The organism is Litorivita sp. NS0012-18, from assembly GCF_040371945.1.
Taxonomy (GTDB): Bacteria; Pseudomonadota; Alphaproteobacteria; order Rhodobacterales; family Rhodobacteraceae; genus Litorivita.
Genome location: NZ_BAABWS010000001.1, coordinates 235,234 through 253,094 on the forward strand (window position 1 = coordinate 235,234; position 17,861 = coordinate 253,094).

The 17,861-nt window shown below is 60.6% G+C and carries 18 protein-coding genes; 8 read left to right on the plus strand and 10 right to left on the minus strand.

Annotation, left to right across the window (positions count from 1 at the left end; translation table 11 throughout):
* Positions 1 to 33: 33 nt before the first annotated feature.
* Positions 34 to 291 (plus strand): acyl carrier protein, encoded by a 258-nt coding sequence (locus tag ABWV64_RS01150; protein ID WP_353342426.1) that lies wholly within the window; start codon positions 34 to 36, stop codon positions 289 to 291.
* On the plus strand, positions 288 to 1,499 hold the full coding sequence (locus tag ABWV64_RS01155) for a beta-ketoacyl-[acyl-carrier-protein] synthase family protein (protein WP_353342427.1): 1,212 nt from the start codon (positions 288 to 290) through the stop codon (positions 1,497 to 1,499). The genes ABWV64_RS01150 and ABWV64_RS01155 overlap by 4 nt, the downstream gene beginning before the upstream one ends.
* A gap of 84 nt (positions 1,500 to 1,583) precedes the next feature.
* Here ABWV64_RS01155 and ABWV64_RS01160 read toward each other — a convergent pair whose 3' ends face one another.
* Together ABWV64_RS01160 and ABWV64_RS01165 are read right to left on the minus strand one after the other, a co-directional pair.
* Entirely contained in the window at positions 1,584 to 2,210 is a 627-nt protein-coding gene (locus tag ABWV64_RS01160) for an invasion associated locus B family protein (protein WP_353342428.1), read from the minus strand.
* 58 nt (positions 2,211 to 2,268) lie between these two features.
* Positions 2,269 to 2,406 carry a hypothetical protein gene (locus ABWV64_RS01165; protein ID WP_353342429.1) on the minus strand — a complete coding sequence of 46 codons (138 nt, stop codon included), beginning with the start codon at positions 2,404 to 2,406 and terminating at the stop codon, positions 2,269 to 2,271.
* Positions 2,407 to 2,819: 413 nt separating this feature from the next.
* Between ABWV64_RS01165 and ABWV64_RS01170 the strand changes: the two genes are divergently transcribed.
* Positions 2,820 to 4,370, plus strand: a complete 1,551-nt coding sequence (locus ABWV64_RS01170) for a helicase HerA-like domain-containing protein (protein ID WP_353342430.1) — start codon at positions 2,820 to 2,822, stop codon at positions 4,368 to 4,370.
* Positions 4,371 to 4,467: 97 nt separating this feature from the next.
* Here the strand turns inward: ABWV64_RS01170 and ABWV64_RS01175 are convergent, their stop codons facing one another.
* The 6 genes from ABWV64_RS01175 to ABWV64_RS01200 form a co-directional block, all read right to left on the minus strand.
* On the minus strand, positions 4,468 to 5,778 hold the full coding sequence (locus ABWV64_RS01175; RefSeq protein WP_353342431.1) for a branched-chain amino acid ABC transporter permease: 1,311 nt from the start codon (positions 5,776 to 5,778) through the stop codon (positions 4,468 to 4,470).
* Entirely contained in the window at positions 5,775 to 6,785 is a 1,011-nt protein-coding gene (locus ABWV64_RS01180; protein WP_353342432.1) for a branched-chain amino acid ABC transporter permease, read from the minus strand. The genes ABWV64_RS01175 and ABWV64_RS01180 overlap by 4 nt, the downstream gene beginning before the upstream one ends.
* Positions 6,786 to 6,789: 4 nt before the next feature.
* Positions 6,790 to 7,506: an ABC transporter ATP-binding protein gene (locus ABWV64_RS01185; protein WP_353342433.1), complete on the minus strand. Its 717-nt coding sequence runs from the start codon at positions 7,504 to 7,506 to the stop codon at positions 6,790 to 6,792.
* Positions 7,507 to 7,572: 66 nt separating this feature from the next.
* The gene (locus ABWV64_RS01190; protein WP_353342434.1) at positions 7,573 to 8,349 is read right to left on the minus strand and encodes an ABC transporter ATP-binding protein; all 777 of its coding nucleotides are present in this window, start codon (positions 8,347 to 8,349) and stop codon (positions 7,573 to 7,575) included.
* Positions 8,350 to 8,436: 87 nt separating this feature from the next.
* Positions 8,437 to 9,633 (minus strand): ABC transporter substrate-binding protein, encoded by a 1,197-nt coding sequence (locus ABWV64_RS01195; RefSeq protein WP_353342435.1) that lies wholly within the window; start codon positions 9,631 to 9,633, stop codon positions 8,437 to 8,439.
* Between the two features lie 225 nt (positions 9,634 to 9,858).
* The gene (locus ABWV64_RS01200; protein ID WP_353342436.1) at positions 9,859 to 10,860 is read right to left on the minus strand and encodes a GlxA family transcriptional regulator; all 1,002 of its coding nucleotides are present in this window, start codon (positions 10,858 to 10,860) and stop codon (positions 9,859 to 9,861) included.
* A 228-nt stretch (positions 10,861 to 11,088) separates the two neighbouring features.
* On the opposite strand from ABWV64_RS01200, the gene ABWV64_RS01205 reads away from it, so the two are divergent.
* Positions 11,089 to 12,459, plus strand: coding sequence for a class II 3-deoxy-7-phosphoheptulonate synthase (locus ABWV64_RS01205; RefSeq protein ID WP_353342437.1), 1,371 nt, complete (start codon positions 11,089 to 11,091; stop codon positions 12,457 to 12,459).
* A 171-nt stretch (positions 12,460 to 12,630) separates the two neighbouring features.
* Here ABWV64_RS01205 and ABWV64_RS01210 read toward each other — a convergent pair whose 3' ends face one another.
* Positions 12,631 to 13,368 (minus strand): PAS domain-containing protein, encoded by a 738-nt coding sequence (locus ABWV64_RS01210; RefSeq protein WP_353342438.1) that lies wholly within the window; start codon positions 13,366 to 13,368, stop codon positions 12,631 to 12,633.
* 332 nt (positions 13,369 to 13,700) lie between these two features.
* Between ABWV64_RS01210 and ABWV64_RS01215 the strand changes: the two genes are divergently transcribed.
* The 4 genes from ABWV64_RS01215 to ABWV64_RS01230 are packed head-to-tail and all read left to right on the plus strand — an operon-like array spanning position 13,701 to position 16,856.
* Positions 13,701 to 14,579, plus strand: a complete 879-nt coding sequence (locus ABWV64_RS01215; protein ID WP_353342439.1) for a YicC/YloC family endoribonuclease — start codon at positions 13,701 to 13,703, stop codon at positions 14,577 to 14,579.
* Between the two features lie 7 nt (positions 14,580 to 14,586).
* Positions 14,587 to 15,237: a guanylate kinase gene (gmk, locus tag ABWV64_RS01220; RefSeq protein ID WP_353342440.1), complete on the plus strand. Its 651-nt coding sequence runs from the start codon at positions 14,587 to 14,589 to the stop codon at positions 15,235 to 15,237.
* Complete coding sequence (locus ABWV64_RS01225) at positions 15,234 to 15,761, plus strand: gamma carbonic anhydrase family protein (RefSeq protein ID WP_353342441.1); 528 nt, start codon at positions 15,234 to 15,236, stop codon at positions 15,759 to 15,761. Before gmk ends, ABWV64_RS01225 begins: the two co-directional genes overlap by 4 nt.
* 39 nt (positions 15,762 to 15,800) lie before the next feature.
* On the plus strand, positions 15,801 to 16,856 hold the full coding sequence (locus tag ABWV64_RS01230; protein ID WP_353342442.1) for an ATP-binding protein: 1,056 nt from the start codon (positions 15,801 to 15,803) through the stop codon (positions 16,854 to 16,856).
* Positions 16,857 to 16,865: 9 nt separating this feature from the next.
* On the opposite strand, the gene ABWV64_RS01235 is transcribed toward ABWV64_RS01230, so the two are convergent.
* A complete protein-coding gene (locus ABWV64_RS01235) occupies positions 16,866 to 17,786 on the minus strand; it encodes a LysR family transcriptional regulator (protein ID WP_353342443.1) in 921 nt (306 codons plus the stop codon).
* Positions 17,787 to 17,861 lie beyond the last annotated feature (75 nt).

Genomic DNA, 17,861 nt, shown 5'->3' on the forward strand with positions numbered 1-17,861 from the left:
CGACACTTTGGACCCCACAATCGAGGCCCCACAATGGATATCAAAACCAAGGTTATCGAGATCATCGCAGAGCAGGCGGTTCTAGAGCCAAGCGATGTCAAAATGGACAGCACTTTGGAGAGCCTCGGCATCGACAGCCTCGGCCTTGTCGAAAGCATCTTCTCCATCGAGGAAGCCTTTGATATCACGGTCCCTTTTAACGCCAACGAGCCGTCGGAAAGCGATTTCGACATCTCGTCGGTGGCCTCGATCGTCGCGGGGATCGAAACCTTGGTGAAAGAGCAGTCGTGAAGCGCGTCGTCATTACCGGCGCGGGCACGATCAACGCCCTTGGCCATAACGTGCCTGAAACCTTGGAGGCGATGCGCGAGGGGCGCTGCGGCATCGGGGCGCTGGAATTTCGTGATGTCGAACGGCTCGCCATCACCATCGGCGGGCAGGTCAAAGGCTTTGAGGCCGAGGGCCGCTTCAACCGTCAGCAAATGTCGCTTTATGACCGCTTCACCCAATTCACCCTAGAGGCCGCCAAAGAGGCGATCACCCAATCGGGACTGGAATTTGTTGGCGATCTGGCCGCGCGCTCGGGCGTGGTTTTGGGCACGGCGGGGGGCGGCGTGTCCACATGGGATGACAATTACCGCGCCGTCTATGAAGAGGGCAAAAACCGCGTGCATCCTTTCGTGGTGCCCAAATTGATGAACAATGCGGCGGCCAGCCACGTCAGCATGGAATACAACCTCAAAGGCCCCAGCTTCACCGTCTCCACCGCCTGTGCCAGCTCCAACCACGCCATGGCGCAGGCCTTTATGATGGTGCGCTCGGGCATGGCGCCTGCGATGGTCACCGGCGGGTCGGAATCGATGCTGTGCTTTGGCGGGGTCAAGGCATGGGAAGGGCTGCGCGTGATGAGCCGCGATGCCTGCCGTCCGTTTTCGGCCAATCGCAATGGCATGGTCCAAGGCGAGGGCGCGGGGATTTTCGTATTCGAGGACTATGAGCACGCCAAAAAACGCGGCGCCGAGATTTTGGCCGAGGTGATCGGATATGCCATGTCCTCGGATGCCTCCGACATCGTGATGCCCTCCAAACAGGGCGCGGCGCGGGCGATCTCGGGCGCAATGAAGGACGCGGGCATCAATCCCGAGCAGGTCGGTTATATCAACGCCCATGGCACCGGCACGGCGGCCAATGACAAAACCGAATGCGCCGCCGTGGCCGATTCCTTTGGCCCGCATGCGGATAATCTGATGATCTCCTCGACCAAATCCATGCACGGGCATTTGATCGGCGGCACAGGGGCGGTCGAACTTCTGGCCTGTATCATGGCGCTGCGCGACGGGATCATCGCGCCGACCATCGGCTATGAAGAGCCGGACCCCGAATGCGCCCTCGACGTGGTGCCCAATGAGGCGCGCGAGGCCTCGGTCGATGTGGCTCTGTCCAATGCCTTTGCCTTTGGCGGGCTCAACGCGGTGCTGGCCCTGCGCAAAGCACCTTAACATCGCGCTACAAGCCTTTGACAAGGCAAAAAAACCGCCGCGCCCCAAATCGGGCGCGGCGGTTCTATTTGTGCGGCGGGGCGCTTACTGTGCGACGACCGAGGCCTTGTCAAATCCGGCGGTGAAACCGGTGAGCGACAGGTCCAGCGCGATTTTCTGATCCGGCGCAACGAAAGGCACCAACGTGACGGTGGCCTTGGCGCCTTTCTTGAACTGCGCAATATCGGCCGATGTCAGGCCGATACGGGCATAGCAGCCGATCTTGTTGCAAAAGGAATAGGGGTAAACCTTGGCCTTGCCGCCATCGACCGAAATGCGCAGTTGCGCGGTCAGCAGGGTTTCGAGCGGCACAACCACGGTCGCGCCGGCCACGGCCTTGCCGCCATCGGGCAGGCGGAAGAGGCTGATTTCAGCCACGGCATTTCCGGTCTCGTCCTTGAGCAATTGGTAGATATGGCACGGATCCGCATCCGACGGCTCGCCGGAGGTGGGGAAACATTGCAAACGCCAATCGCCAACCTCTTCCTTGGTGTAGGGACCGGCGGGGGCCTCTTCTTGGCCCACGACCAAACCGCCATCGGCGCTCTCTTCGGCAGCAGGCGCGGCAGCGGCGGTCGAATCAGCAGGCGCGGCGGTATCGGTGCTTTGCGCAAAAGCCGCAGAGGCGGCGAGCAAAGCGGCAAGGGAAAGGCTGGTTAGAAGTTTGGGCATAGATGTCCCCATCTGTTAATCAATTTCCCGCACTTACTAACATGCGATGCACCCAGTGTCAGGGGCAAAACACGCCGCGCGCGCGCCGCAAAGGCGAGAATTCGCGCATCCCGCCCGCGCCCGCGCTGTGCGCCGCCGCGCGCGCCATGCCGATCCCGTAGCGCAGCGCGTATTTCACATCAGCTACGCGCGCCAACCATCGCGCTAGACATAGAAAAAGGAGCCGCGAGGCTCCTTCTTCATCTGTTCCCTGTCGGACCGGCCGACTTATGATTGATCTCACGCTATGATCCAAATGCGCTTCGGTCAACACCCAATTGCGCCCAATGTGACGCCACGTCGAAAGAATAGGTTTATTGGTTAACCGATGCACGAAAATTCATCGGCCGCGCGCGCCGTTCTTAACCTTTGCCGCGCCATGCATCCGCGCGCCGCGGCGCCCTTCGCACAAAAAAAGGCCGCACCATTTACGGCGCGGCCAGTCTGACAGGGAGGAAGTTGTCCGAGATCAGGAGGACATGCGACCTCGAACAGGGTTTAGACTGGCGTAAAAGTGTTAAGGTTGTATTTTTACTGCGACAGGACGATTGCATCAAAGGGGCATGATCAGTGGAAGACAGCATTTTTATCGGCGGCGGCGGACCGGACTATGGCGAAAAACAGGGGCTGAGCCTCAAATACGCCAACCGCCACGGGTTGATCGCGGGGGCCACGGGGACGGGCAAAACCGTGACGCTGCAAATCCTCGCCGAAGGGTTTTCCGCCGCTGGCGTGCCGGTGTTCCTCTCGGACGTCAAGGGCGACCTGTCCGGCCTTGCTGCGGCGGGCAGCCCCGATCACAAATTGCACGCGCCCTTTACCGAACGCGCCGCCAAGATCGGCTTTGACGATTACAGCTACGACAGCTTTCCGGTGACCTTTTGGGATCTGTTCGGCCAATCGGGCCATCCGGTGCGCACCACCGTGGCCGAAATGGGCCCGCTGTTGCTGTCGCGGTTGCTGGAGCTTTCCGAGGCGCAAGAGGGGATTTTGAACATCGCCTTCCGCCTCTCGGACGAACAGGGCTTGCCGCTTCTGGACCTCAAGGATTTGCAATCGCTTCTGGTCTGGACCGGCGAGAACCGCGAGGATCTGTCGCTGCGCTATGGCAATATTTCGGTGCAATCCATCGGCGCGATCCAACGGCGGCTTTTGGTGCTCGAAAACCAAGGCGGGGCCAAGCTTTTTGGCGAACCGGCGCTCGAGCTGAGGGATATGATGCAATGCGACGCCTCGGGGCGCGGCTATATCAACATCCTCGCCGCCGACCAGTTGATGGGCGCGCCGCGCCTCTATGCGACCTTCCTTTTGTGGCTTTTGTCCGAACTTTTCGAAGAATTGCCCGAGGTTGGCGATCCTGACAAACCCAAATTGGTCTTTTTCTTTGACGAGGCGCATTTGCTGTTTGAGGATGCGCCCAAGGCGTTGACCGATAAGGTCGAACAGGTGGCGCGCTTGATCCGTTCCAAGGGCGTCGGCGTCTATTTCATCACCCAAAACCCCGCCGATGTGCCCGAAGACATCCTCGGACAGCTTGGCAACCGCGTGCAACACGCGCTGCGCGCCTTTACCGCCAAGGACCGCAAGGAATTGCGCATGGCCGCCGAAACCTACCGCGACAACCCGCGTTTTGACACCGAAGAGGCGATCCGCGAGGTCGGCGTCGGCGAGGCGGTGACCTCTATGCTGATGAAAAAAGGCATTCCAGGCGTGGTGGAGCGCACCCTCATTCGCCCGCCCAGCTCGCAGCTTGGCCCGATTGACGCGCAGATGCGCAAATCCGTGATGGACGGCTCTCCGGTGGCGGGCAAATACGAGGCCATGATCGACCGGCGCTCGGCCTCCGAAATGCTGGCCGAGCGGGCCGAAGCCGCCGCCAAAGCCGCCGAGGAAGCCGAGGCCAAAGAGGAAGAAATGGAAGTCGCAGAGCGCGAATATAACGCCGGACGGCGCTATTCGGGCAGCCGCGTGGAAAAATCCACCTCGCGCCGCACCCGCAGCAATTCGCGCGGCGATACCTTTGGCGAGAAGCTTGGCAAAAGCATCGTCAAGGAATTGACCGGCACCACCGGCCGGCGCATCGTGCGCGGGATTTTGGGAAGCCTCTTCAAAGGCCGCTAAAGCTGGCGCTAGACCGTTCGGTCTAACCCCAGCCTTGGCGCCAAAAAACGCCCTTGCGCAGATCACGCGAGGGCGTTTTTACATGCACCGGCGCGCCTTATTTTTCGGGGATCAAACCGCGCGGGCTGAACCGCAAAACCAGCAGCAAAATCAATCCCATGGTCAAAAGCCGCATATGCGCGGCGCTGTCCAACAGATGCGATTTGAGCGCCGATCCATCGGCCATTCCGGCGGTGATCAACCCGAGCAACAGATGGCCCATCGGCTCCACCTGCACCCACAAGAACCAGATCAGCATCCCGCCCAGAACCGCGCCAAGGTTATTGCCCGATCCGCCGACGATCACCATCACCCAGATCAAAAACGTATAGCGCAGCGGCTGGTAGGACGCGGGGGTCAATTGCCCGTCCAGCGTGGTCATCATCGCCCCCGCAATGCCGCAGATCGCCGAGCCGAGGATGAACACCTGCAAATGGCGGCGTGTGACGTCTTTGCCCATCGCATTGGCCGAAACCTCATTGTCGCGGATCGCCCGCATCATCCGGCCCCAAGGGCTGTGCAGGGCGCGCTGCGCCATCCAAAGCAGGATCAACAACACGATGGCAAAAAGCACCATATAGCCAAGTTTGACATAAAGCGTCGAGGCGGTGATGGGGTCGATCCCCAGATCGGAGGCCTTTGCAACAAAGCCCGCATCGCTTTGCAAATCCACCTCATAGGGCACCGGACGGGGCAGGCCGATGACGTTCTTGACGCCCCGCGCCAGCCAGTCCTCGTTCTTCATCACCGCGATGATGATCTCGGCAATGCCGAGCGTCGCAATGGCCAGATAGTCCGAGCGCAGCCCCAGCGCGGTCTTGCCGATCAGCCATGCCGCCCCCGCAGCCAGAACCCCGCCCATCGGCCATGCCAGCAAGACCGGCAGGCCCAGCCCGCCCAAATAGCCCGTCGCCGCCGGATTGACCGCCTCGACCGCCGCCACGCCGCCGTCAAAAACCGCGCGAAACACAAAGAAACCGCCGATCAGAACCGCCAAAAGCGCCGCCGTGCGTGCCCGCGATTTCGACATACGTTTGAAGAGCATAACCGCCAAAGTTAATGTCGTCGCGCCAAGCGCCAGCCCCGCCATCACGCGCAGGCCGCCCGCGCTCCATGCCTCGGCCACCGGCGGCATGGAGGTCAGAACCGTGGCCAAACCGCCAAGCGCCAAAAACCCCACAACCCCGACATTGAACAGCCCCGCAAAGCCCCATTGCAAATTCACCCCAAGCGCCATGATGGCCGAAATCAGCCCCATGTTGAGGATCAGCAAAGCCGAGTTCCAACTTTGCAAAAATCCGGTCCCGAGGATCGCCACAGCGACCAGACCGAACAAAAACGGCACGCGTAGTTTCGACAAACGGCTCATACGGATTTCCCCGCAAATAGGCCCGTAGGCTTGAACAGAAGCACGATCAGCAAGATCACAAAGCTGACCGCGAATTTGTAATCGGTGGAGAGAAGCTGCACCAATCCGGTCGGCTCAAGCCCCTCGGGCAAGAGATAGACCAAGACCTTTTTCCACGCATAGGTCACGGTGACCTCGGAAAAGGCGATGACAAATCCCCCCGCAATCGCGCCCAAAGGCGAGCCGAGCCCGCCGACAATCGCGGCGGCAAAGATCGGCAGGAGCAATTGGAAATAGGTGAAGGGTTTGAAGGATTTGTCCAGCCCGTAAAGCGTGCCCGCGATGGTCGCCAAGGCGGCCACAATGATCCATGTGATCATCACCACACGCTCGGGATTGATCCCCGACAACAGCGCCAGATCCTCATTGTCCGAATAGGCGCGCATCGATTTGCCCGACCGCGTGTGGGTCAAGAACCAATAGAGCCACGCCACCACGACCACCGCCGTCAGCACCGTCAAACCTTGCGAGGTCTTGATCACCAATCCCTCGTCCAATCCGGTCATCTGTTTGAAATCACGCGCAGAAAGGATAAGCCGCGCGCCGTCCGAGAAGCGTTGATCCTCGACCCCGATGATAAAGCGCACCAGCCCGTTCATCACGAACATCACCCCCATAGAGACGATGACAAGGATCACCGGCTTGGCCTTTTGCACGCGGTAAAAGCGGTAGACCAATCGGTCTGTTCCCAAAACCATCCCCGCCGTCACCGCGATCCCGAAGGGCAGGGCGATCAGTGCCGTGGGCAGGGGCGCGATGGAAATCCCCATGGCCTGAAACGCCCAAGTGAACAGCACCACCGCCATGGTGCCAAAGGCCATCGTGTCGCCATGGGCGAAATTCGAGAACCGCAAGATGCCGTAAATCAAGGTCACACCAAGCGCACCAAGCGCCAGTTGGCTGCCGTAGGTCATGGCGGGAACCACAACATAATTGGCCAGCGCCACGACCGCGTTGAGAAAATCCATGCCCCTAGCCCCCCAAGAAAGATTTGCGCACGTCTTCGTCCGCAAGCAGGTCTTTGCCGCTGCCGGTATGCGCATTTGCGCCCTGCACGAGAACATTTCCTTTGTCTGCGATTTCAAGCGCTTGGCGGGCGTTCTGTTCGACCATAAGCACCGGCAGTCCGGTGCGCGCCACCTCGATGATCCGGTCGAACAATTCGTCCATGACAATCGGGCTGACCCCTGCGGTCGGCTCGTCCAGCATCAAAACCTTGGGCTGTGTCATCAAGGCGCGGCCCACGGCGACCTGTTGGCGTTGCCCGCCCGACAATTCCCCCGCCGGTTGGCGGCGCTTGTCCTTGAGGATCGGGAAGAGGTCATAGACCTGTGCCATCGTATCGGAAAAATCGTCGCGCCGGATAAAGGCGCCCATTTCAAGGTTCTCCTCGACGCTCATCGAGGTGAAAATATTGCTGGTCTGCGGCACGAACCCCATGCCCTTGGCGACACGTTCTTGCGGGCTGAGCCGTGTGATGTCCTCGCCGTCCAAAACCACGCGCCCCTTACGCAGGTCGAGCATGCCGAAGATCGCTTTCATCGCGGTGGATTTGCCCGCGCCATTGGGGCCGACGATGACCGCAATCTCGCCCGGATCGACGGCAATGGTGCAATCGTGCAAAATATCGGGGCCGGATTTCCCGTAGCCTCCGGTCATATTCTCGCCGATGAGAAAGGGATTAGCCATGGCGCGCCCCTCCCGTTTGCACCGATGTGATACCGACGTAATACCGACGTAATACCGACCCGCCCATTACAGCATTTCCTTATTCTTCAAACCGGTGCCAAGATAGGCCTCGATCACTTGGCTATTGGCCTTGATCTCGTCCAATGTGCCGGTCGCCAGAACCTTGCCCTCGGCCATACAGATCACCGGATCGCACAGCCGTCCGATGAAATCCATATCGTGTTCGATGACCACAAATGTATAGCCGCGCTCGCGGTTGAGCCGGATAATCGCATCGCCAATCGTGTTGAGCAGGGTGCGGTTTACCCCCGCGCCAACCTCGTCGAGAAAGACGATTTTCGCATCCACCATCATGGTGCGGCCCAATTCCAAAAGCTTTTTCTGGCCGCCGGAAATCTGACCGGCCTTTTGCTCGGCCAGATGGGAAATCGTCAAGAATTCAAGCACTTCGTCGGCCTTGGCGCGCAGGGCGCGTTCCTCTTCAGCGATGCGTTTGCGCCCGAACCATGTGTTCCAAAGCACCTCGCCCGCTTGCCCGCCTGGCACCATCATCAGGTTCTCGCGGCAGCTCATCGAGGAAAACTCATGCGCGATCTGGAAGGTGCGCAAAAGCCCCTTGTGGAACAAGGCATGCGGGGGCAGGCCGGTGATCTCCTCGCCGCCCATGGTGACATGGCCGGACGTGGGTTCAAGAACGCCCGCGATCACATTGAAAAGAGTGGTTTTTCCCGCCCCGTTCGGCCCGATCAATCCGGTGATCGACCCTTCGGCAATTTCAAGGCTCGCGCCATCGACGGCGTGAAATCCGCCAAAATGTTTGTGCAGGTTTTCGACCCTGATCATATCCGTCCCCGAAGCCGCATCGCGCGCAGCCCTAGATGTTAAAAAACGGCCCGCCAGCGGCGGACCGTCTTGTTTTTCAAGCAAAAATTAGCGGTAGGCCACTGTGTTCAGCTTGCCATCCTCGACCAGAAGTTCCTTGTAGGAACCGGCGCTTTCGCCGCCGCCGATCAATTCAACCGCCGTCGCGCCGACATAGTCGATCTCGCCGCCATTAGCGATGATTTCAAGCGCCTTGGCCAATTCACCCGGATAGATTTTTTCACCCGGAGCATTGGCAACATCCATGATTTTGCCTGCATAATCAGCCGGTTCGACCGAACCCGCCGCCTGCATCGCCAGCATGATCAATGCCGCCGCATCATAGCTTTCGCCCACATAGGGGCCTTCGCCGTTGAAGCCCGCCGCCGTCGCCAGCTCGAGGATTTTCGCCGCGCCTTCGCTCTCGGTGCCCGGAACGGTGCCGATCGAGCCGTTGATATCCGCGCCAAAGGTCTCTTCGAGCGCCGCGCCGATCATGCCGTCGGGCAGGACGAATTTGTCAAACGCACCGCTGTCGAGCGAGGCACGAATGATGCCCGGGCCGCCTTGGTCCACATAGCCCGCAACCACAAGCGCATCACCGCCCGCAGAGGCCAATGCGCCAACTTCAGCCGAGTAATCCGCCTTGCCGTCTTCATGCGCGGCGGTGCCGGTGACGGTGCCGCCGATGGCTTCATAGGCCGAGGCAAAGCTATCCGCGAGACCCTTGCCGTAGTCGTTGTTGGTATAGGTCACGGCCACGGATTTGAGGCCTTTTTCCATCAAAAGCTCTGCCAGAACCTGACCTTGGCGCGCATCGGAGGGCGCAGTGCGGAAGAACATGCCGCCGTCTTCGGCGTCCGACAAGGCAGGCGAGGTCGCCGAGGGCGAGATCATCACAACGCCGTTGGGCATCGCCACCGAGGCGAGGATCGCGCCGGTCACGCCTGAGCAATCGGCGCCCATGATGCCTTTGACGCCATCCGATGTGATCAAACGCTCTGCCGCAGATGTGGCCGCAGCCGCGTCAACGCAGGTGCTGTCTGCGCGCACGGGGGTGACGGTTTTACCATCGAGCAGCTTGCCGCTGTCCGATACTTCCTTCATCGCCATTTCCGCCGATGCACCCATCGCGGGGGTGAGCGATTCAATCGGGCCGGTGAAGCCGAGGATAACGCCCAGCTTGACCTCATTTGCGTGGCTCTCGGCCCATGCGGACCCTGCGATCAGCGCGGTTGCCGCGCTTGCCATAAGCAGCTTTTTCATATGTCTAACTCCCATGTTGGAACGATATGTCCGATCCGGAGCCTATTGCGGAAATTTTGGAATGAAAAGCACAGAGTGAAGCAGGGGCGTAGCGGAAGCTACACTTCGCGCGGCGCGGGAAAAAATCATACATAGGCGCCACAAATCACAACCTGCACGCGCAAATGGCCGCCCTCGCGGCGCACAGGTCATATGTTGTTAGACCGTCCGGTCCAGCCCCATACCCTAGGTTTCGGGCGGCCCCTTGATTCCCCGCTCGCGATAGGGCGTGGTTTCATATTGGGCGCGGTAGCATTTGGAGAAATGCGAGGGCGAGGTGAAACCGCAAGCCAGCGCCACATTGATCACGCTCATATCGGTTTGCATCAACAGATTGCGCGCCTTTTGCAAGCGCAGCTCCATATAATAGCGTTTCGGGCTGCGGTTGAGATAGCGGCGAAACAGGCGCTCCAATTGCCGCGTCGACAGGCCCACATCGCTCGCCAGTTCCGCAGGGCTGACCGGCTCTTCGATATTGCCTTCCATCCGCAAGATTACCGCCGCCAGCTTGGGGTGGCGCACGCCGATCCGCGTCGGCACCGAAAGCCGCTGCGTGTCGCTGTCGGTGCGGATCGAGGAATAGATCAATTGATCGGCCACATCATTGGCCAGTCCTGCCCCATGCTGCATACCAATCAGGCGCAGCATCAGATCAATCGAGGAGGTGCCGCCCGCCGAGGTGATGCGATTGCCATCCACCACAAAGACCGAACGGGTGAGGTCCACATCTTCGAATTCCTCGGCAAAACTGTCTTGGTTTTCCCAATGGATCGTAGCGCGTTTCCCGTCCAAAAGCCCTGCCTTTGCAAGCACATAGGCACCGGTGCACAGCCCGCCGATGACCACGCCCTTGCGCGCCTCGCGCCGCAGCCAGCCAAGCATTTTCTTGCTCGCCGCGCGCTGCACATGGGTGCCGCCGCAGATCAGAACCGTATCGCCGCGCTCCAGTTCGGTCAGGTCATCATCCGATTGAAACGCCGCGCCCGAGGAAGAGGTGACCAAACCGCCGCCCTCGCTGGCCATACGCCATTCATAAACCTGCGCGCCCGCCATCCGGTTGGCCACGCGTAGACATTCGAGCGCCGAGGCAAAGGGCATCAAGGTGAATTCGTCGAGGAGCACAAAGATGAACCGCTGCGCGGGCGGCGCCTCTGTCGTGGCGATCGGGGGTAGATGTGGCTCTGGCATCGGTCTGTTTTCCAAGGGGCGGCGCCGGTGGGGTCGGGCGCGCGCGGGCCGTAAATTGCACCGCAGAAGGCCGCAAATGTTAGCGCGCGTCAATCCCTGCAATTGCCCTATGGTCTCTTAGCGGGGGGTTTTGTATATGTGGGGCTTCATAACGAGCGCTTTGGACCATTTCGGCCCGAAGCATGGGAGAACGCCGCGCAAGATACCGCGCGAGACCGGAGAAAAACGATGAGCGAATGGCAAAAAACCGACTGGCGGACCAAACCGCGGGTTCAGATGCCGGATTATGTGGATCAGGGCGCGCTGGAGGCTGTGGAGGCCCAACTGTCCAAATATCCGCCGCTCGTCTTTGCGGGCGAGGCACGGCGTTTGAAATCGCAACTGGGCGCGGCCGCGCGCGGCGAGGCGTTTTTGCTGCAAGGTGGCGATTGCGCCGAGAGCTTTGACCAGTTCAGCGCCGATGGCATTCGCGACACCTTTAAGGTGATGTTGCAAATGGCGATGGTTCTGACCTTCGGGGCCAAGGTGCCGGTGGTCAAAGTCGGCCGTATGGCGGGGCAATTCGCCAAACCGCGCAGCGCCCCGACCGAAACCGTCGATGGTATCGAACTGCCCAGCTACCGCGGCGATATCATCAACGAATTGGATTTCACCTCCGAGGCGCGGATTCCGGACCCCAAGAAGATGCTGCAAGCCTATACGCAGGCGGCGGCGACCTTGAACCTGCTGCGCGCTTTCTCGACGGGTGGCTATGCCGATGTGCATCAGGTGCATGCTTGGACGCTTGGATTTACCGAGGGCGAGAAAGCGGCGAAATACCGCGAGATGGCGAACCGCATTTCCGACACGCTGGATTTCATGAAGGCGGCGGGCGTGGATTCGGCCAGCTCTTCGGCCCTGCATACGGTCAGCTTCTATACCTCGCATGAGGCGCTGCTTTTGGAATATGAAGAGGCGCTGACGCGGCTCGACAGCACCTCGGGCAACTGGCTGGCGGGATCAGGTCACATGGTTTGGATCGGTGATCGCACCCGCCAACCGGACGGCGCCCATGTCGAATATTGCCGCGGTGTGCTCAACCCGATCGGCCTCAAATGCGGCCCCTCGATGACGGCCGAGGACCTCAAGGTGCTGATGGCCAAGCTCAACCCCAACAACGAGGCGGGCCGTTTGACCTTGATCGCGCGCTTTGGCGCGGGCAGCGTGGGCGAACATCTGCCGCGTTTGATCAAAACCGTGCAAGAAGAGGGGGCCAATGTGCTTTGGACCTGTGATCCGATGCATGGCAATACGATCAAATCCTCGACCGGTTATAAAACACGGCCCTTTGAAAGCGTGCTGCGCGAGGTGCGTGAATTCTTTGGCGTGCATAATGCCGAAGGCACCGTTCCGAGCGGCGTGCATTTCGAGATGACCGGCCAGGACGTGACCGAATGCACCGGCGGCGTGCGCGCCGTGAGCGAAGAAAACCTCTCGGACCGCTATCACACGGCTTGCGATCCGCGCCTTAATGCGTCGCAATCTTTGGAGCTGGCCTTCCTCGTCGCCGAAGAGCTGTCGAGCCGGCGCAGCAGCGCCGAGGCGGCCAAAGCCGGTTAAGCGCCGATGCGCGGTATTAAGAGTGCCGCGCAATCCATTGAATAAAAAGAAAAACGCGAGGCAATTGCCTCGCGTTTTTGTCTGCAGCCCCTGCGTCTCTCTTGGGTAAGCGCGCGGGCATGGGCAGACTGGCCCAGACCATTCAGCCAGAGCGATCGGGCATAGCCCGTATCAATCGCCCGATTTGACCAAACGCAGATAGGTGACATTGCCTTTGGTGGTCGGCGCTTGCGGCTGGTCCGGCTCGGAGGCGCTGAACACCTCGCTGGGCGCGGAGAAGCCGAGCGGCTTGACCGGCGCGGCTGCGGCGGGGGTCTCGATCTCGGGCAAAACGCCTTCATCGGGCGTATGGGCGCCTTTGGCCCCGCCAATGGCGCGGGTGCGGGTGCCGGTGATGTCGAAACGGCGCGGGGTGCGGCCAACCGAGCCGCGGGTCGCAAAACATCCCAAAATCCGCGTCACATCGCCCAGATCGCTTTTGAGCGGCAACAACAACAGCCGCCCTTCGATCGCGGGCTTGCCAATGCCGCCTTCGGCCACAACGTCCAGTTCGACAATCGACGGGCCGTCAAAGACGTCTTCCATCTTCTCGGAAATGGTTTTGCGTGCCGCAGGGGTGAAGAGCGCCGAAATCGGCATGCCGCGCACTTCCATGCCCATCAATTCGGTCAAATGCGACCCCGCGATGCGCAAACGCGCGATGCCAGGCGCGATACGTTCGAGGATAAAGGCAAACTCCAAGGCCCGCTCGATACCGCGCGGATCGATCTCGGAGCGGCGCGGCATCAATCGCGTGCCCCGCAACCCGTTCCAATAGGCTTCAACTTCTGCAATCACCGGAAAGCGCAGATCATTTTGAAACCGCGCCATGCTGATGATGTTTTTGCTGTCCTGTTGCACGTTGTTCATCCTTATATCTCACCGAGAAACTATCAGCTTTGCGCCCTCAGGGGGTTAACAAAGTCCTAATATCTCTTACCCAAGTGTGAATATGGCACAGGTTATCGAAAATTGGTGCTAAATTTCCGCCAATGGTTAACGCCCGCTTAGGCGCAGCACGCCCGCCACGCAGCATTGGACAGCGGCGCGCGTTTATCTTAGGCATAGGCACAAATGGCGGCGGATCGCGATAATCGCCCTGCGCGCCGCTATATATAGTGATGCGCAAGCGCCGCGAAGGTCCGCCATTGCGCAAGCCGACGCCGAAGCAAAAAGGGAGCAGCCCGCGCGTGAGACAGTCAATGACAGGATTTGCCGCCGCCAAGGGCGCGCATGGGGCCTATAGCTGGACATGGGAAATCCGCTCGGTCAATGCCAAGGGGCTGGATCTGCGCCTGCGCGTGCCCGATTGGATCGAGGGGCTCGAAGCGGCGCTGCGCGCGCAGATCGGCAAACGGCTCCAGCGCGGCAATGTCACCTTGAATTTGCGCCTCTCGCGCAGCGACGAAGGCGGCACAATGGCGCTCAACGCGGCGCAGCTCGCGTCGGTTCTCAGCGCCATGGCCGAGATCGAACATCAAGCCATGGAGCGCGGCCTGTCGCTGGCGCCCGCCAATGCCGCCGATATTGTCGCCCTCCGCGGCGTCTTGGAAACCGCCGCCCCCGAAAGCGACAGCGCCGCTTTGTTGCAGGTCTTGCTTGGCGACATCCCCCCCGTTTTGGACAGTTTCATCGAGATGCGCGCCAAGGAAGGCCAAGCCTTGGAAGCGGTTTTGCGCGGGCAACTGGACGAGATCGAAGCGCTGACCGAAGCGGCCGAGAGCGCCGCCAAGGCCCGCCAGCCGCAGGTTGCCGAAACGCTCAAGGCCAATCTGGCCGCCGTCATGGACAATAGCGAAGGCGCCGATCCGGCCCGCGTAGCGCAAGAGCTGGCGCTTTTGGCGGTCAAATCCGACGTCACCGAAGAGATCGACCGCCTGCGCGCACATATCATTGCTGCGCGCGATCTGCTGGGCCAGAGCGGCCCCGTGGGGCGCAAGCTGGATTTCCTCACCCAAGAGTTCAACCGCGAGGCCAATACCCTTTGCTCCAAAGCTGGCGCGGTGGATTTGACCCGCATCGGGTTGGACCTCAAGGCGGTGATCGACCGGCTGCGCGAACAAGTTCAGAATATGGAGTAAGCAGGCCATGTCCGCCGATACCGCCCGCCGCGGGCTTTTGATCATCCTCTCCTCGCCCTCGGGCGCGGGAAAATCGACCTTGGCCAAACGCCTGCGCCTTTGGGATGACAGCATCCGCTTTTCCGTCTCGGCCACAACGCGCAAACCGCGCGCGGGCGAGACACATGGCACCGATTACTATTTCCACAGCCGCGCGGAATTCGAAGACCTCGTGGCGGGCGACCAGATGCTCGAACATGCCGAGGTCTTTGGCAATTTCTACGGCAGCCCGCGCGGCCCCGTCGAAGCGGCCATCGGCGCAGGGCAGGATCTTTTGTTTGATATCGACTGGCAAGGCGGCCAACAGGTGCGCAATTCGGCGCTTGGCAAACATGTCCTGTCGATCTTTATCTTGCCGCCCTCGATCCCCGAACTGGAACGCCGCCTGCGCACCCGCGGCCAAGACAGCGACGAGGTGATCGAAAACCGCATGCGCAAAAGCCGCGACGAGATCAGCCATTGGCCGGAATATGATTATGTCTTGGTCAATGACGATCTGGACGTGACCGAGGCCAAATTGCAAACCATCATCAGCGCCGAGCGCCTGCGCCTGTCGCAACAACCCGATGTGGTGGAAACCGTGCGGCGGCTCAACAAGGAATTCGAGGATATGAAATGACACTTTATGCTTTGGACGGCAGAGCGCCGCAAACCCCCGAGGATGGCGATTTTTGGGTCGCGCCCGATGCCAATGTCATCGGCAATATCAACATCGAAAGCGGTGTGGGCATCTGGTTCGGCGCCACCCTGCGCGGCGACAACGAGGCGATCACCATCGGCAAGGGCACCAATGTGCAAGAAAACACCGTGATGCACACCGATATGGGCTATCCTTTGACCATCGGCGAAAACTGCACCATCGGGCATAAGGCGATGCTGCACGGCTGCACCATCGGGGACAACAGCTTGATCGGCATGGGCGCGACGATTTTGAACGGCGCGAAGATCGGCAACAATTGCCTGATCGGGGCAGGGGCCTTGGTGACCGAAGGCAAGGACATCCCCGACGGCAGCCTCGTGATGGGCGCTCCGGCCAAAGTTGTGCGCAGCCTCGACGCGGCGGCGATCCAAAAGCTGACCCTCTCGGCCTTGGGCTACCAACGCAACATGCGCAGGTTCAAAGACGGTATGACGGCGCTGTAACATCGGACGGCGCATGGACACCCAAGGCGGTAGAGGCACATGAGCGATCAGGACATCGACACAATGCTCGGCGCGTTGCCGCTCGCGGCGCTGATGATCGCGCCCAACGAGCGCATTCTGGGCGCCAATCCGCGGGCGTTGGCGCTGCTCGGGATCGATCTGCGCGGTCGCCACTTCATCACCGCGATCCGCCAACCCGGGGTCTTGGATGCCGTCGAGGGCGTGATGCGCGACGGGCAGCCGCGCGAGACGCGTTTTTTGACCAATGATGGCAGCCGCGACACCACATACCGCGTCAGCGCCAGCGCCCTGAGCATGAGCATCGCCAAGGGCGTGTTGCTGTGCTTTGAGGACATCACCCATGTGGAGCAGGCGGGCGAAATCCGCCGCGATTTCGTCGCCAATGTCAGCCACGAGCTGCGCACACCGCTCACCGCGATGATCGGATTTATCGAAACCCTGCGCGGCCCCGCGCGCGATGACGCCGGTGCCCGCGAGCGGTTTTTGGGGATTATGGCCAAGGAAGCGGCCCGTATGGAGCGGCTGGTCAAAGATCTCTTGTCGCTCAGCCGCGTCGAGGCCGACGAGCGTATGCGCCCCACCGAACATGTCGATATGGCGGCGCTCACCGCATCGGTTTTCCATACGCTGAGTCATCTTGCCCAAGAGGCGGGCGTGCGCCTCACGCGCGACGGCGCGCTGGAGCAGGCCGACGTCATCGGCGATCCCGACCAGCTTCGCCAAGTCATGTCAAACCTCATTGAAAACGCGATAAAATATGGCGGGCAAGTCGGCGAGGTCACCGTCACATTGAGCTATAATCCGAGCGAATCCGCCCTGCGCGGTGCGGGCGTCAGCATTGCGATCACCGACACCGGAGCGGGGATCGATCCACTGCATCTGCCGCGCCTGACCGAACGGTTTTACCGTGTCGACAGCCACCGCAGCCGCGAGATGGGCGGCACGGGGCTGGGCCTTGCGATTGTCAAACATATCATCAACCGCCACCGCGGGCGGCTGCGCATCGAAAGCACCATGGGCAAGGGCAGCACATTTACCGTGATCTTGCCCGCTGCGCCCAGCAAAGCCGTTTAAAATCAAAGTCTAACGCGGCAGCGCATCCTCGCCCTCGGCCTGCGTCGCCAGCCAGTCGCGAAAGACCTCAAGCGCGCCGTGATTTGATTTCTCGCGCGGCCAGACAAGGTAATAGGCCCCAAGGCTTTGCGTCGGCCCGCCATATGCGGCCTTGAGCCGTCCAGCCGCCAGATCCTGCTCCACCAGATAATCGGGCAAAAGCGCCACACCAAGCCCGTGAATCGCCGCCTGTGTGATGGTTGAAAACTGATCATATAGCGTGCCCGAGGGCAGGGCAGGCAAATGGGTGGCGCCGCCGTTTTGACGCTCGAACCATTCGCGCCAAGCATCGGGCCGCGTCTCGATATGCAGCAGCGGAAATTGCAACAAATCCGACGGCTTTGCAATTTGCACATCTTGCAAAAGCTGCGGGGCACAGACCGGAATCACATATTCTTCCTTGAGCTGGAGCGCTTCGGCCCCCTGCCAATCGCCGCGCCCGAAATGTATCGCCGCATCAAAGGGTTCCGCGGCAAAGCTAAAGGGTTTGAGCCGCGTCGACATATTGATGGTGATCTCTGGATAGAGCTTTGCAAACTGCGCCAGCCGCGGCACCAACCACCGCATCCCGAAGGTCGGCAGGATCGCCAGATTGAGCGTGCCGCCTTTGGGATTGAGGGTCAATTTGATCGATGCCTGCGCGATCTGTTGAAGCGCATCGCGCACCTCACCGGCATAGGCCGCCGCCGCAGGGGTCAATCGCATGCGCTTGCGTTCGCGCAAAATCAACGGCACGCCGATTTGCGCTTCCAAAGTCTGCAACTGACGGCTCACCGCGCTTTGCGTGAGGTCCAGCTCCTCGGCCACCGCCGTGGCGCTGCCCAAACGGTCGAGCGCTTCCAGCGCCCGCAGGGAGGCAATCGAGGGCAGGAACCGGCGCGGCGCACTCATTTATGCGAAAACCTCATGAATTGATGCAGGAATAGCGATATTCATGCGCCTATCACCCGTGCTACACCGCGATCA

Excerpts from the sequence above, each read along its gene's own strand:
- ABWV64_RS01160 (WP_353342428.1), bottom strand. The coding sequence starts at position 2,210 with ATGCCCAAACTTCTAACCAGCCTTTCCCTTGCCGCTTTGCTCGCCGCC.
- ABWV64_RS01190 (WP_353342434.1), bottom strand. The coding sequence starts at position 8,349 with ATGATCAGGGTCGAAAACCTGCACAAACATTTTGGCGGATTTCACGCC.
- ABWV64_RS01210 (WP_353342438.1), bottom strand. The coding sequence starts at position 13,368 with ATGAACAACGTGCAACAGGACAGCAAAAACATCATCAGCATGGCGCGG.
- ABWV64_RS01175 (WP_353342431.1), bottom strand. The coding sequence starts at position 5,778 with ATGAGCCGTTTGTCGAAACTACGCGTGCCGTTTTTGTTCGGTCTGGTC.
- ABWV64_RS01215 (WP_353342439.1), top strand. The coding sequence starts at position 13,701 with ATGACAGGATTTGCCGCCGCCAAGGGCGCGCATGGGGCCTATAGCTGG.
- ABWV64_RS01200 (WP_353342436.1), bottom strand. The coding sequence starts at position 10,860 with ATGCCAGAGCCACATCTACCCCCGATCGCCACGACAGAGGCGCCGCCC.
- ABWV64_RS01205 (WP_353342437.1), top strand. The coding sequence starts at position 11,089 with ATGAGCGAATGGCAAAAAACCGACTGGCGGACCAAACCGCGGGTTCAG.
- ABWV64_RS01195 (WP_353342435.1), bottom strand. The coding sequence starts at position 9,633 with ATGAAAAAGCTGCTTATGGCAAGCGCGGCAACCGCGCTGATCGCAGGG.
- ABWV64_RS01150 (WP_353342426.1), top strand. The coding sequence starts at position 34 with ATGGATATCAAAACCAAGGTTATCGAGATCATCGCAGAGCAGGCGGTT.
- ABWV64_RS01230 (WP_353342442.1), top strand. The coding sequence starts at position 15,801 with ATGAGCGATCAGGACATCGACACAATGCTCGGCGCGTTGCCGCTCGCG.
- ABWV64_RS01180 (WP_353342432.1), bottom strand. The coding sequence starts at position 6,785 with ATGGATTTTCTCAACGCGGTCGTGGCGCTGGCCAATTATGTTGTGGTT.
- ABWV64_RS01235 (WP_353342443.1), bottom strand. The coding sequence starts at position 17,786 with ATGAGTGCGCCGCGCCGGTTCCTGCCCTCGATTGCCTCCCTGCGGGCG.
- ABWV64_RS01225 (WP_353342441.1), top strand. The coding sequence starts at position 15,234 with ATGACACTTTATGCTTTGGACGGCAGAGCGCCGCAAACCCCCGAGGAT.
- gmk (WP_353342440.1), top strand. The coding sequence starts at position 14,587 with ATGTCCGCCGATACCGCCCGCCGCGGGCTTTTGATCATCCTCTCCTCG.
- ABWV64_RS01185 (WP_353342433.1), bottom strand. The coding sequence starts at position 7,506 with ATGGCTAATCCCTTTCTCATCGGCGAGAATATGACCGGAGGCTACGGG.